10 protein-coding genes are annotated in these 13,634 nt (G+C 55.2%); 6 read left to right on the top strand and 4 right to left on the bottom strand.

What is annotated here, in order from left to right:
* Positions 1-261 (top strand): peptide deformylase (locus V3W31_10350; GenBank protein ID MEE9615330.1); only part of this gene is annotated, 261 nt, incomplete at its 5' end.
* Between the two features lie 397 nt (positions 262-658).
* On the opposite strand, the gene V3W31_10355 is transcribed toward V3W31_10350, so the two are convergent.
* The 3 genes from V3W31_10355 to V3W31_10365 form a co-directional block, all read right to left on the bottom strand.
* Positions 659-1,927, bottom strand: coding sequence for a zinc-ribbon domain-containing protein (locus V3W31_10355; GenBank protein ID MEE9615331.1), 1,269 nt, complete (start codon positions 1,925-1,927; stop codon positions 659-661).
* A gap of 113 nt (positions 1,928-2,040) precedes the next feature.
* Complete coding sequence (locus tag V3W31_10360; GenBank protein MEE9615332.1) at positions 2,041-2,409, bottom strand: hypothetical protein; 369 nt, start codon at positions 2,407-2,409, stop codon at positions 2,041-2,043.
* A 101-nt stretch (positions 2,410-2,510) separates the two neighbouring features.
* On the bottom strand, positions 2,511-5,000 hold the full coding sequence (locus V3W31_10365) for a PAS domain S-box protein (GenBank protein ID MEE9615333.1): 2,490 nt from the start codon (positions 4,998-5,000) through the stop codon (positions 2,511-2,513).
* Positions 5,001-5,187: 187 nt separating this feature from the next.
* Here V3W31_10365 and bioB point away from each other — a divergent pair, with 187 nt between their 5' ends.
* Genes bioB through V3W31_10385 form a run of 4 tightly spaced genes read left to right on the top strand, consistent with a single transcriptional unit; the run spans position 5,188 to position 8,907 of the window.
* A complete protein-coding gene (gene bioB / locus V3W31_10370) occupies positions 5,188-6,180 on the top strand; it encodes a biotin synthase BioB (protein MEE9615334.1) in 993 nt (330 codons plus the stop codon).
* A complete protein-coding gene (gene bioF / locus V3W31_10375; GenBank protein MEE9615335.1) occupies positions 6,177-7,328 on the top strand; it encodes an 8-amino-7-oxononanoate synthase in 1,152 nt (383 codons plus the stop codon). The genes bioB and bioF overlap by 4 nt, the downstream gene beginning before the upstream one ends.
* Positions 7,325-8,083, top strand: coding sequence for an alpha/beta fold hydrolase (locus V3W31_10380; GenBank protein MEE9615336.1), 759 nt, complete (start codon positions 7,325-7,327; stop codon positions 8,081-8,083). The genes bioF and V3W31_10380 overlap by 4 nt, the downstream gene beginning before the upstream one ends.
* The gene (locus V3W31_10385; protein ID MEE9615337.1) at positions 8,080-8,907 is read left to right on the top strand and encodes a methyltransferase domain-containing protein; all 828 of its coding nucleotides are present in this window, start codon (positions 8,080-8,082) and stop codon (positions 8,905-8,907) included. The genes V3W31_10380 and V3W31_10385 overlap by 4 nt, the downstream gene beginning before the upstream one ends.
* A 12-nt stretch (positions 8,908-8,919) precedes the next feature.
* Here the strand turns inward: V3W31_10385 and V3W31_10390 are convergent, their stop codons facing one another.
* Positions 8,920-12,549 (bottom strand): tetratricopeptide repeat protein, encoded by a 3,630-nt coding sequence (locus V3W31_10390; GenBank protein MEE9615338.1) that lies wholly within the window; start codon positions 12,547-12,549, stop codon positions 8,920-8,922.
* Positions 12,550-13,163: 614 nt separating this feature from the next.
* Between V3W31_10390 and V3W31_10395 the strand changes: the two genes are divergently transcribed.
* Positions 13,164-13,634: hypothetical protein (locus tag V3W31_10395; protein MEE9615339.1), on the top strand; the 471-nt coding region annotated here is incomplete at its 3' end.

Consider the following 13,634-nt stretch of genomic DNA (forward strand, 5'->3'; position numbering starts at 1 on the left):
GAGATAGTGTCTTCCATGGGCATGAAGACCGTCCGGGAGGGATGCCTCTCGGTCCCGGAGTATACGGCTAATATCCGGAGGGCCGAGGAGGTAACGGTCAAGGGGCTGGACGGGGAAGGTAGGGAAATAAAAATCGAATCGAGCGGCTTCGAGGCCGTGGCCCTCCAGCACGAGTTGGATCACCTCGACGGAATACTCTTTATCGACAGGATAGATAGTATAAGGAGTCTATTTAAGAGGAAGGTACAGATGCCTTCCTGAGGGGGGGGCAAACCGTCGATTTTTCCGTCATACTTCGTTGGTCGCACATTTTGGCTCCTCGACGTATATCTATATACGCCTGCGGGCCAAAATGTGCGTCTGCCTCGTCTGACGAAAAACTTGCCGGTTTGCTTTTTCCCGTTCGCCCTGAGGCTCTCGAAGGGCGAAGCAATCTCTCTTAATGTCATCCTGAACTTGATTCAGTATCTCGGGGTTGGGGTGAGGGAGATTTATGTCATTCCCGCGGACGCGGGAATCTATATTTGTTGAAAAGGGTCGCTGTCCCTATTTATTTTTCTGTCCCTATTTATTTTTGTTGAAAAGGGTCGCTGTCCCTATTTATTTTGTCCCTATTTATTTTCCTGTCCCTATTTATTTTCTATTTATTCCCTTCACTCTACTTAACTAATTCGTTTATACCTATATCTATTACCTTCGCTTCAGCAAACGCCTTCGTCAATACTTGGCGAAGAACAGCAAGCCCACGGGGGCGGACTCCATCTGAGTAATATTCATTTTTGCATTCGTAATCGTCTGACTTTTCGACCTCAACCACCTTAATACTACCAGGGACTTCTTCATAGATACTGCTGAACTTCCAGCCTGAGCTTTGTGTGATTTCGATTTCCTCAGGTAATGCCTTAATGACGGCTTCAATCAAAAGAGGGCGGAGATGGGGACACCTACGATAGCGATGCACATTGGTCATTACCTCGTGACGTATTCGCTCTTTGTTAAATACCCATGAGTATTTCTTTTTGATGATTCCGCTCTTCTTGAAGTGCCCATAAGAAAACCAATTAGCCCATTCTGTCCATTCAAAATCGACGTGTTTGCAACCCCAAGGGTTGATACGCTTATCGCTCTTTCCAAAACAGTATTCTATTGGTCTATAGGCTGCTTCACGGTTCCCGATACACCAAACGAAGGTAAAAACCTCATCCCATGGTTCTTCAGAGCCATTGTGGTAGTATTTTCGGTTGCGTATACCGTTGAGAGCATCTGCCAGCAGGATAACATCTGAAAAAACATCTTCTGGCCAGGAAGCAAGATACCATGTCTTTTTCATACGAATACAAGTTTCAAATTTTGGTGCCGACTTTGAGAACTCCAATGCCTTAGGAAATCCCGCTGCTGTTGATTCTGCGAATTCAATCGAGTGACCAGTGCTTGGAATCTCAAAATCAGTTTTCACAGAATCCTCTGTCGAACTAGAAATGGGGGTTCCACAGTTTGGACAAAACTTAGCCTTTGCGTCAACATTATTGGAACATTTCTGGCAAGTGACATTGAAAGTCATCTTACTTACACGTTCCGTAGCCTCTTTCATCATTATCTCTGTCTGCATCTTGGTCAGCCCAATGCTCTCAGCAAAGCTTAACACAAGGGATGACTCCTTTTCGGACAGTTCACCATCGACAAAGCAGATGTAAAGCATATCTGCAAGGTTGTTTATCTGCGCGGCGAAGTCTCCGCATTTAGCTATAGTATAATTGCCAGACTCGACTGCTTTGCGAGCAGAAGTAAGAGCCTTTTTCTTTGCACCAATATTTTTTCTGATTTCTTCCAGTGCAGCCAACTCCAGTGAAGTCAGAGTTGCATCGGAGTTAGCAATGAGCGCCGAATTTGCCAAGTATGTGGTGTGTTCGTTGTCTGTCATTTCCATCACCGTATGCTCCTTATTCTCCTTAGTCAAAAAGCAATTTGAAAAAGGGGGACAGATTTATTTTCTAACACGACCGTTCTGTAAGGTGGGCAATGCCCACCCTGCCCGGGTGTTTATCGACGGACAAAATATATCTTCCCTCCCTGCTGGTCATCTCCACGTTCCTCAGCTATAACAGTCCAATCAGCTTCGTGGGACTGAACAGCCTCCCAACAAAGCTGACCATAGAAAAGCCTTGATGCATTCCAATCCTTATTACAAGCGATATAGATTGGCTTGTATGGAGTCCCTTCCCACTCTCTGCCCGGTATACGTGCGGAGTAAACAGGTTCGGATTTATCGCGGGCATCGTCCAAGACATCATGTATGGCGTCTAATACCCCTCTGTAATCATCTCTACCCAGATTCTGCATCCAATTGTCGTATTGCTCCTTGTGTGGCATATTTGTTAAAGCTTCCCCTTTTAAATTGAAAAGAGCCATCAGACAACCTCCCTTCTTACTTCAATTTTCACTCAGCTAACTAACCATAGTACAGAAAACCTGTCAACTGTATAGTTCAGGAAGGAAAAGGGCAGGCCCCCTCACCTCAGCACCTTATCGAGAACCTCGCTCAACTTCGGGAGTGTATACGGCTTTGCAATGACGCCCCTGAACCCGTAGTCATTGTAGTTGGCCATTATCGTGTCGCCGGAGTAACCGCTTGATACGATCGCCTTGACGTCCGGGTCTATCTTGATCAACTCCTTTACCGCCTCTTCCCCCCCGACACCGTCCTTGACGGTAAGGTCCATTATGACGGCGGCAAAGGGGTTGCCGGACTCCCTGGCCTTTCTGTAAAGTTCAACGGCCTCCGCACCGTCCGCCGCAAGCCCGGATTCGTACCCTATATGGTTGAGGTACTCTTTTGCAACCTCCCTTACTATCGCATCATCATCCATCACGAGCACCCTGCCGGCGCCCGCGACTATCGTCTCTTTTACCTCACCGGCCTCGACAGGCTTCTTCGTGGATACCGGGAGGTATACCCGGAACGTCGTCCCCCCTCCGACCTCCGAGGCGACCCCTATGTATCCCTCGTGTCTATTTACGATGGAATATACGCTTGCAAGCCCGAGACCGCTCCCCTTTGGTTTGGTGGTAAAGTACGGGTCGAATATCCTTGGCAGGTCTTCGGTCGATATTCCCGCACCTCCGTCCTCGATAGATATCTTTACATACTTCCCCTCTTTCAGGGGGAGGTTGTCCTTCGTATCGACGGTGACGTTTTCGGTACGCACCTTGATCGTCCCGCCCCCGGGCATGGCCTGGTTGGCGTTAATGACAAGGTTATTCATGGCCTGGCTTATCTGCCCCTTATCGGCCTCAATGGATGAAAGGCCTTCGGAAGCGGTACAGTCATAGTTCACATTCGAGCCGCGAAGGGCGAAGCGGACCGATTCTTCGACCAGGTCTCCTATCAGGATCGTCTCTTTAACCGGCTCCCCGCCCTTGGAGAAGGTAAGAAGCTGTTGGGTCAGCTCGGTTGCATAAAGTGACGCCTTCTCCGCCTCGACTATCCTTTTATATATTCTATCTTCCGGTTCGAGCCTGTGCTTCGCAAGGTTGATATTGCCGAGTATCCCGACGAGGAGGTTGTTGAAGTCGTGGGCTATCCCGCCTGCAAGGACGCCCAGCGACTCGAGCTTCTGGGCCCTCAGGGCCTCTTTTTCCGCCGCCTTCAGCTCGGTGATGTCCTCATAGGTCCCCAGCACCCCGAATATATTCCCATCCCTGTCCCTGAGCGGCACCTTGCTGGTCCGGAGCAGCATCTCGGTGCCGTCCGGCCAGGTCTGCGGCTCTTCGTAGTTGAGCCTGGCCTCCCCGGTCTCGATTACCGCGCGGTCGTCGGCGCGGTAGAGCTCCGCCTCACTCCGCCAGGACATCTGGAAGTCGTCCTTTCCGATAATCTCCTTCGGCGAGTCGAGGCCGGCGTCCCGGGCAAAGGAGAGGTTGCACCCGAGGTATTTTAAGTCCCGGTCCTTCCAGAAGACCCTGACCGGGATGGTGTCCATCACCGCGTGGAGCATCTTCCTGGAGGACTCCAACGCCTCCTCGACCGCCTTGAGCTCCGTTATGTCGAAGATAAAGCCCCTCAGCGTCACGGGACCGTCGTCTCCGAAGACGACGCTTACGATGTCTTTCACCCATATCGTCCGGCCGTCTTTAGTAACCATGCGGTACTCAAAGTCATGGTCTTTACCTTCGGCGGTGGACGTCAGGCAGAAATCGACCGTCCATTCCCGGTCGTCCGGGTGGACGATCGCCGACCAGGCATCCAGGTCGACCCACTCTTCCGGGCGGTAGCCGGTGATATCAAGGGCCTGCGGACCCACATAAGTAAAGCGTCTTGTAGCAACGTCCATCTCCCAGACGACAATATTGGTGGACTCCACCAGCCTCCGGAAGAAGTCCTCCTTTTCCCTGAGCGCGTCTTCGACCCTCTTGCGCCCGATGGCCGCGGCGAGTATGTTTGCCGCGGCCTGCAGGAAGTTGATATCGTCGACCGTAAAAGCTCGCTCCGAGCCGGTATGCACCCCGAGGACGCCGAAAGGGTCGTTCTTTTCACCGATAATCACGCTCATGCCGCCTACCACCTTATGGTCCGTCAGCAAAGGCGGCCCGTTGAAGCGGGTTTCCTTTCGCAGGTCTTTCACTACTACAGGCTCGCTCGACATAAGGGTATACCCGGCTTGAGACTCCCTCTCGGAACCGACAGTCGTTTTACCCACCAGCCCTTCTTTCCAACCCACCCCCGCGCGAAGCAGCAGGGATTTACGGTCCGGGAGCAGCCCCAGTACCTTGGAATACTCGACTGAGAGGGTTTTGGCGGTTAAATTGACGGCCATGTCGAAGAGTACGGAGAGGTCGGCGCCAGAGAGCGCGAATTGACCGAGCTCGGAAATGGTTGCCTGCTGCGTCCCCAGCTTCAAAGACGCCTCCGTAGTTCCAGGGCGGCCGGGCCCGTCAAGGCCGCGGCGCAGCTCCGCCAGCTCCGCTATAAGTTCTTTCTTTGTTTTATTTTCGTCTTTCATGGCGGGATTCCTCCCGGATCCCTATCGATACGCCCGGGTAGGTTGCACTCTTTTGACGTCTAATAAATATACACCATTTCGACAAGGGCCACAATCCCCAATTTGACAAAAATAGTACCGCCACTGATTGTCAACCTATACCTCGTCAGGGTTGACAATCTCCCCTCCCCTGTGTTATCAACTACAGATGCCGGATATAGTTGAAAAAGCTCGGGAAAAGGCCCTGGCAGGTGACGGCCTCACCTTTGAAGAAGGCTGCGAGTTCGCCGCCCTGCCGGACGAGAACCTCTACGAGGTACTCGCCGCTACCGAGGCGGTACGCCGTAAGTTCAAGGGCACCGAGGTCAACCTCTGCGGCATAGTGAACGCAAAGAGCGGACTGTGCGCCGAGGACTGCACCTTCTGCTCCCAGTCGACCCGCTACGAGACCGGGGTCGAGACCTACCGGATGGCTTCAGCCGAAGCCATAGCCGAAGCCGCCAGAGAGGCCGCGAAAAACGGCGCCCGCGAGTTCTCGATCGTAACGAGCGGCACCAAGGTCGCGAGCGAAAAGGACGTCTCCATACTTACGGACGCCCTTGCCTCCATGAAGGAGACCACCGGCGTAGAGCGCTGCGCCTCGCTCGGCATGCTGAGCCCTGAAACGCTAAAGACGCTAAAAGAAGCCGGGCTCGAAAGCTACCACCATAACCTCGAAACCGGACGGAGTTTTTTCCCAAAGATCTGCACCACCCACGACTACGAAGAAGACGTAGCCACAATCCGGACCGCCAGGGAGCTCGGCTTCTACACCTGCTCGGGCGGTATATTCGGCCTCGGCGAAGGGTGGGAGCACAGGGTCGAACTCGCCGAAACGTTACGCGAGCTCGACGTGGACTCCGTCCCGATAAATTTCTTAAATCCCCGTCCCGGGACGCCCCTGGAAGAAGCAAGGAACCTGACCCCCGTCGAATGCCTTAAGATTATCGCGCTCATGCGGCTTATGCTCCCAACGAAAGATATCGTCGTATGCGGCGGCAGGGAGATGAACCTCCGCGGTATGCAGCCCCTTATATTCGCCGCCGGGGCCAACGGCATGATGATAGGCAACTACCTAACGACCAAAGGCAGGAACACGGCGGAGGACCTTCAAATGCTGCGCGACCTCGGGCTCACCCCAAGAGGCAACGGGCACCCGTGACAGCCACCATACTAAAAGAGCTCAAGGGACTCGAAGAAGCGGGGCTCAAAAGGGAGACCACCCTTATCGAAAAAACTCACGGACCGAAAGTGCTGATAGACGGCCGCGAGGTCGTGCTCCTCTGCTCGAACGACTACCTCGGCCTCTCCTGCCACCCGGAGGTAAAGGAGGCCGCCGTAAAGGCCGTCGAGCGCTACGGCGTTGGAGCGGGCGCTTCCCGCCTCGTCTCCGGCACCATGGAACCCCACATCGAGCTCGAAGAGACGGTAAGAAAGTTCCAGGGCACCGAGGCCGCGCTCGTCTTCAACTCGGGCTGGCACGCCAATACCGGCCTGATACCGGCGCTTGCCGGGCACGGCGACGAGATCTTCTCGGACAAGCTGAGCCACGCCTCCATCATCGACGGCTCCGCCCTGAGCAGGGCGAAGGTAAGGAGATACCCTCATCTCGATACCGACGCTCTCGAAGGGTTCCTTAAAAACTCCACGGCGAGGAAAAAACTTATCATAACAGAAGGTATCTTCAGCATGGACGGCGACCTGGCGCCGCTTAAAGATATCGCCGGGCTCGCGGACAGGTACGGCGCGATGCTATATGTAGACGACGCGCACGGGGTGGGAGTACTCGGAGAAAACGGCACGGGCACGCTCGAACACACGGGCGTGGAAGGTCCGCACATAGTACGGATGGGCACCTTCGGAAAGGCGCTCGGCACGTTCGGGGCTTTTATAGCGGGAGATAAAGAACTCATGGAACTACTCGTAACAAGGGCCAGGGCGTTCGTCTATTCCACGGCCCTGCCGCCGGCCGTATGCGCCGCTACCATAAAGGCGATGGAGATCGTCGAAAGGGAGCCGGAAAGACGAGCAAGATTGCTCGATTACGCCGATTACATACGAGGGGAGCTTAAAGGCGCCGGTCTCGACACCCTCGACAGCGAAGCCCATATCATACCGCTTAAGACGGGCGACGCACAAAGGACAATGGAGATAACGGCGCGGCTTCTCGACAAAGGAGTCTTCGTCCAGGGGATAAGGCCCCCGACCGTACCCGAGGGTACCTCACGGCTCAGGATAACGCCCACTGCGGCGCACGCGCGGGAAGAGATCGACCTCGCGCTCTCGGCCATAAAGGAGGCGCTCGGATGAGCGAAGAGATAATCTTCGTCCACGGATGGGCGACCGATGGGAGGGTATGGAACCGATACGCCGAGAAGCTCGCCGAAGGCAGAGAGTTCCTGTGCATCGACCTGCCCGGCCACGGTGGGGATAAAGAGAACGGAAGTTGGGACGAGCCGACGCTCAGGCCGGCGGTGGATTCACTTATGTCCTCGCTTCCCTCGTCAGGTGAGGTTATAGGTGTCGGCTGGTCTCTCGGGGCGCAGGCCTTGATGGCGGCCGCGGCCGAAGAGCCGGAAAAGTTCAAGGGCCTCGTCCTCGTAGGCGGAACGCCGTGCTTTATGCAGAGAAAAAACTTCCCGTGGGCTCTTTCCAAAGGACGGACGAAAAAACTTTTGGACGAGGTCGATAAAGACCACGTAAAGGCGGTAAAAAGATACTTCCTGCTTAACTTCACCCCGGCCGAGTTAAGGAGCCCCGCTGTGAGAGAACTCTTACAGCACTACGGAGAGACCGAGACGCCGATGGAGTTCGACGATATAAAGGCCGCATCCGAAGCGCTCATAGCCACCGACCTGAGGGACCGGCTCAGATCGATAAAGACGCCCACCCTTATCGTCCACGGCGCCCTTGACGAGGTATGCCCCGTGGGGGCGGCCGAGTATCTGGCGGATAACATCGCAGGGGCGGAGCTTCAGGTGTTCGAGGGGGCCGGACACGCGCCCTTTATTACCGAGCCCGAGAGGTTCAAGAAAACCATAGCGGAGTTCCTTGAGAAATTATGAGCATTGATTTCGACAAAAGAGCTATAAAGACTTCCTTTTCAAAGGCCGCCTCCACCTACGAGGCCTGCTCGTCGGTGCAGAAGGAGGTGGCCCGGGACCTTTTGACCTACCTACCGCCAGCCCCGGTATTTCCCGTCGGCCCGCGCCGCATACTGGATATGGGCTGCGGCACGGGTGGACTTATCAGGCCGGTCGTGAGCCTCTACCCGGATGCAGCCGTATACGGCTGCGACATCGCCCTCCCCATGCTCGTAAAGGCAAGAGAAACGTTTAACGGCAAAAACGCCAGCTTCGTTACGGGCGACTTCGAGCGTATCCCCTTCCGGGACTCGACCTTCGACCTCGTCATATCGAGCCTCACCTACCAGTGGGCCGTGGATATGGAGAGGGCGTTCGGCGAAGTCATAAGGGTCTTGAGGCCCGGGGGGGCGTTCGTCTTCTCCACCCTCGGCCCGTCGACCATGAGGGAGCTCCGGGCGAGCGTCGAGGAAGCGGCGAAGCGGACGGGCGGGGACGGCCTTCCGGCCCCGATGGGCTTTCCCGTGGTCGAAAAGGTCTCCGGGGCGCTTAAAGGCGTGAACTTTGAAAGGGTCACTATCGAGCAAGGTCCGTACAGAAAAGAGTATAAAGATCTCATGGACCTCTTACGGACGTTAAAGGGCGTAGGCGCGACGAGCCCGCACACGGACGGAGGGAAAAACCTCGGGAGGGGAACGCTCTTGAAGGAGACGGCAAGGGTCTACAAAAAAAGCTTCCCTTCCGGTAACGACGGGGGTATAGCCGCCACGTATGGCGTGGTCTTTGTAGCCGCACGGAAACCGTAAACACGCTCGGCCTTACACGTCTCCCTGTCTCTTCCTGACCTTGAAGGGGTTATTCTTCTCGAGCCACTCGAGGGCCTCTTCCCTTTCCTCTTCTGAAAAGCCGGAGATACGCTCGGAGTGCCTGTCGAGGTAGAGGGTGATCGCGAGCGCCCTCAGCCGGTCGTAGTCCGAATCCGTATACTTCGCCTCCACGGCGTAGGCCCACGCGTACCACGGGAAAATACGCCTGTATAGTTTGGCCCACTCGAGCGCGAGGTCGCGGTACTCCTCCCTGCCGCTGTCCTCATAGAGCCACTCTGCCGATTCAACGAGCTCGTACCAGGTGGTGAGATTCCTCTTGTCTTCGATGTGGACGTTATTCCGGGCGAGTTCGAGGCGGTGGAGCGCTTCGGTGTGGCGCCCTTTCCCTCCCGCCATCAACGCCTTCGAGAGATGGAAGTAGAAGTCCTCCCCGTACTCTTTTTTATAGTCCCCCAGATGCTTTCCCACCTCTGTCGACTCACCGGCCTTTGCGCCGCTCCAGGCTATATAGGGGAAAGCATACCGGTACGACTTGTAAGTTTTTTTCTTGAAACGGTGGAAGTTGGTCTTGAATGACTTATAGGCGTCATCGAATCTCTTTACCTTCAAAAGATAATACCCGTTGGCAAACCAGGCCCTATGCTGCTTGAATTTCCTCGTGCCGGGGTCGGCGGCCGCGGCCGCCTTTCTTCCCTTTAACCCTTCTATAAAGTCTGCAAGCCCGGGGTTAGGTGGACGGTCCGGAAGGTGGCTCCCTAACAGGTATTGACTGGTGTAGGCAGGATCAAGTCCGCTGAACCTGTCCTCCTTAAGCCACTCCCGTATTTCCCCATCGCTTTTCCCTCCTATACGATGGAGTACGGCGGCGGCGCTGATGATATTCTTATCTTTCTTCTTGGCCTCAAAGATGTCGTCGAACAACGACCATGCCTCCTCGCTATAACCCGTAAGGTGCAGTAACATCATATAATTCGCGTAGCCGCCGGAGGTTTTATACCTTTTCGCACGTCTGAGGGAGTGATATACCGCCTCCATATAGTCTTCCTTGATAAGGGACAAAGATAGCTGGCTCATCATCTCCCTGCCGGAGCCGGTCCCGTAGCCCTCGGAAAGTTTGAAGAGCGGCACCGCTTCCTCGATGGCGCCCACGTATAGAAGTTCAAAACCGGCGTTATAAGCCCGGTTAGACAGCCCCACCCTGCTGGCCTTGCCGCCGCGGAACAGGGGGTAGGCGAGGAAAACCTCGTTGGCCTTCTTGAAGTCGCCCTCCTTTATGTAAGTCCTGGCGAGCCAGAAATACGGGAGCCACTTCTCGGGGTCATGTGCGATGGCGTCCTCATAAAGTCTCCTTGCCGCCTCGATATACCCGCCCTTCTCCTTGATCCCCGCGAAGTAGTTCAAGCGCCCGGGGTTCCCGATGAAACGGTGCCGGTTATCTTCCAGGAGCTCGGCCGCGGCCTTGTACATTTTATGGTCGAGGAACTCATTATAATACTTTTTAAAAGCGGTAAAATCGTCGTGGGAATACCAGAGAGCAAGTTTCCTGTTCATAATCTCGTACTTATCGGATTCGCGCAACGAACCGGCATCGGGTTCCGCCATGAGTTTTTCGTCAAGCTTTCGGTCCAACGCCTTCCGCCACGACACATAGCCGGAATACCAGTGCCGGGGATAATCGTTCTCATAAAAAAGCTCGGAACTAGAACACCCCGCAAGGGCTATCCTGTCCTGACCCTGAGACCAGTCACATATGTCATGCCAGCGCTTTTTACGTTCCTTCAAGAGGTTTTCACGTACCGTCCCCTGCCGCCTGTTTTTGGAGATTTCGCTTAACGCGGATATCTTAAGGGACTCCATCTCCGGGTGTCCCCGGTACAGAATGTCGTAGCGGTTAAGGGTCTCCATGGCCGCATCGGGTAAGCCCTGAAGAAAAAGGAGTCGATTGATATTATGCAACAGGTTGGCATCGCCAGCGGCGGCAAGGAGGTCGAGGTAGTCCGCCTCAACCGGCCGGACTTGCCCCGGAGCACAGCAGAACCTCTTCCCCTCCTTCTCAAACAACCTGCGGCGATGCGTGTAGACGGAAAACTCCACGTCCTCCCCCCCGAAGGGGTTCTCGCCGAGCACCGCGCTGTTCCTTGCTATACTCTCGGCGGTATAGCCCTCTACGGGGAAGACCCTGTCGAGTTCTTTCTTGACCACTAGGTTCGACTGATGGAACCAGTCATCCTTACCCTCGAACCTCCGCTTTACGGCCACCTCCCAGTCCGGGAACTCTTTGATTATATCCGCGTAATATTCTTCCTCGAACGGTTCCCGCTTGTAAGAGACGTTTAAGTCGACCAGGTCTATCATCATCATCAGTCTGGTGAGAGGAGAACTTATTTTATCCACCAACGCTTCAAGCTCATACAGGTTCCCGTCGAGAAGCGCGGCAAGGGCCTTCTCCTCCACCGTCCCGGGCTCTCCTAGCGCGGCGAGCGCGGCGGGACGCCGGTGGAGATAAAAGAAGGCGCGTGCCTTCAAAAATGCGTAGTCCGGGGAGCTGGGCGAGACCTCACCCAGGGCGACAAGGGAACGTTCGAAAAAGTGCTCACTCGCAATCGGGTCATCCGGCCGCCGGGTGTCATCACGGGGAAAGAGGGTGCCGATAAGCTGGAGAGAATACGCGTCCACGACCGGTGAGCCGCCCTCGCCCGTGAAGGTCTCCATAACGGTATCGGGCAACTCCGCCTTCACTCTATCGTAAAGAACCTCCCTCGACTTTTTGGTTTCATCGAAGGGGAGCTTCGACATAACATCGTCCAGTATGCCGCGAAAGGCCTCCGACGGCGGGCGCTCGTCGGAGAACTGGACGTCATTCCACTGGAACCGCTCCGGGTTCCCGCGTGATCCGGCCCACCCCCTTCCCTTCTTCCTCTTATCCACCAGGAGCGTAACTCCGAGCTTCTCGTCCAGGTTATGGCCGGCGTAGCCCCGTATGACGGTCTTTACTCCGAGCTCGTAGGCAAGGCTGTAGATATCATCGTCGTTAAAGCTCCTCATCCTCTCCCCAAGCGCCCTCGCGACGAGCGTGGGTCCCGGCACCTTAAGGCCCGCGGCCTCGACCCTCCGGGCCAGATACCGGGTCATAAGAAAACGCCCGATACGGTCCACCGCGTATCCCTGCACCTGAAAGGGCACGACCAGCACGTCGAAGGAACCGTTCTTCAAGAGCTTACGATAAAGGGCCTTTTCCGCCTCTGTCCATGCCGACTCGGGCCTCTCGACCTCCTGCCCGGCGAACCCGAAGTCCTCCGTAACCCCCTTCTTATCCACTACACCCTTCCACTTCTCGGTGTTCCTTTTCTCCCGCTCCTTTGAGGCCGTTGCCGAACCGAAATAGCTAAGCTTCAGCCTGGCCCCCATGGCCAGTTCTTCACCTCCCCCCTGGCCGAACTCCCCCTTCACCCTGGATATCTTACTGCCGTCTGTATAAAACTTCCAGAAGAGCCCCTTCTCCCAACCGGTAAGGCGCAGATGATACGTGCTACTTCCGAACTTCTTGATCTCCCAACCCGGCTCAGATATAAACGTTTGGCCGAACCTAACAACTACCGAGCGGAGCCTGGGGTCGTACAAGACATGGGTCCTCGGGAAGTAAAGAGAAAACTTTTCAGGACCTTCTCCACACCCTTTATCGGCCAACTGCACCACCACACCTTTAAGTAGCTTCTCTTTACCCCCGGGGGAACCGAAGCTCTTCCCGTAAAACATGTATGCCTTTCTTTTTTCCGTATCTACCTTAAAAAATGCTTTATGTCCTTCGTGACGCAAATAATAGATGTGCGGCCGATACCGCTTCATCTCCCATTTATTCTTATCCAACAACGTAAACCCGGACGCATTAAATTCTATCGCGCCGTCGGGACCGCAAGCCAACTCCGCGCCGACAAAGCTCACTTTAAAACCAATATCGTTCGAGACCTCCCCCCCGGCGGATGCGGCAGGAGACGCCCAAAGAAAGATGACGGTGACGAAAAGGAAAAACCGGCGGTAGTTACTCAACTTCATCGCAAACCCTCCATCAAGAGAAAAGGACGGATCAATCGAACGTTTATCATCATAGAATAAACTTATAACATAACCGCTTCCGCCCTTCAACCCGGATTTATAGTAAATACACTTTCTCTCCAAATGAAAAGATGGTAAAATCGGCACGTTATGGTAAAAAAATTAAGGACCGGCGCCCAGCCATGACCTCCTACCAGAGCCGATACTACCTCATCATAAGGCCCGTCTCCGAAGAGGCGGCGCTCGTGGAGCCCTATATCGAGTCCCTCTCCGGGATAACCGGGCTGCGTCCGCCTACCCTGCGGCAGAAACTCACCGGGAACGCGCTCCAGATACTGAAGACCGACCAGGACAGGGGTCCGCTCGACGACATCTCGCGCGTCCTTGATAGGGAGGGTATACCGTCGGCGGTGGTGGGCAAGGACGAGCTTAAGACCCGGGCAAGGCCGCTCCAGGCGACGGGCATAGAGATTGGAGGGGACTCGCTCCGTCTCCTCTCCCGAAACTCCGAAACCATAGGGGTCGTCGACCGGACGAAGAGTTGCCTCGTGGTGCTCTCGACCCCGGAGTTCCAAAAGCTCCAGGCCAAACGCATGGCGCGTTTGAGCATGAACCCGGACGGGCCCCTCCCCCCGGCCGAAATATTGAGGCAC

This window comes from Thermodesulfobacteriota bacterium, from assembly GCA_036482575.1.
Classification (GTDB): domain Bacteria; phylum Desulfobacterota; class GWC2-55-46; order GWC2-55-46; family JAUVFY01; genus JAZGJJ01.

What these genes read in the sequence shown, in the direction of transcription:
- V3W31_10355 (MEE9615331.1), bottom strand. Translation starts at nt 1,927, where the DNA reads ATGGAAATGACAGACAACGAACACACCACATACTTGGCAAATTCGGCG.
- V3W31_10380 (MEE9615336.1), top strand. Translation starts at nt 7,325, where the DNA reads ATGAGCGAAGAGATAATCTTCGTCCACGGATGGGCGACCGATGGGAGG.
- V3W31_10365 (MEE9615333.1), bottom strand. Translation starts at nt 5,000, where the DNA reads ATGAAAGACGAAAATAAAACAAAGAAAGAACTTATAGCGGAGCTGGCG.
- V3W31_10360 (MEE9615332.1), bottom strand. Translation starts at nt 2,409, where the DNA reads ATGGCTCTTTTCAATTTAAAAGGGGAAGCTTTAACAAATATGCCACAC.
- bioB (MEE9615334.1), top strand. Translation starts at nt 5,188, where the DNA reads ATGCCGGATATAGTTGAAAAAGCTCGGGAAAAGGCCCTGGCAGGTGAC.
- V3W31_10385 (MEE9615337.1), top strand. Translation starts at nt 8,080, where the DNA reads ATGAGCATTGATTTCGACAAAAGAGCTATAAAGACTTCCTTTTCAAAG.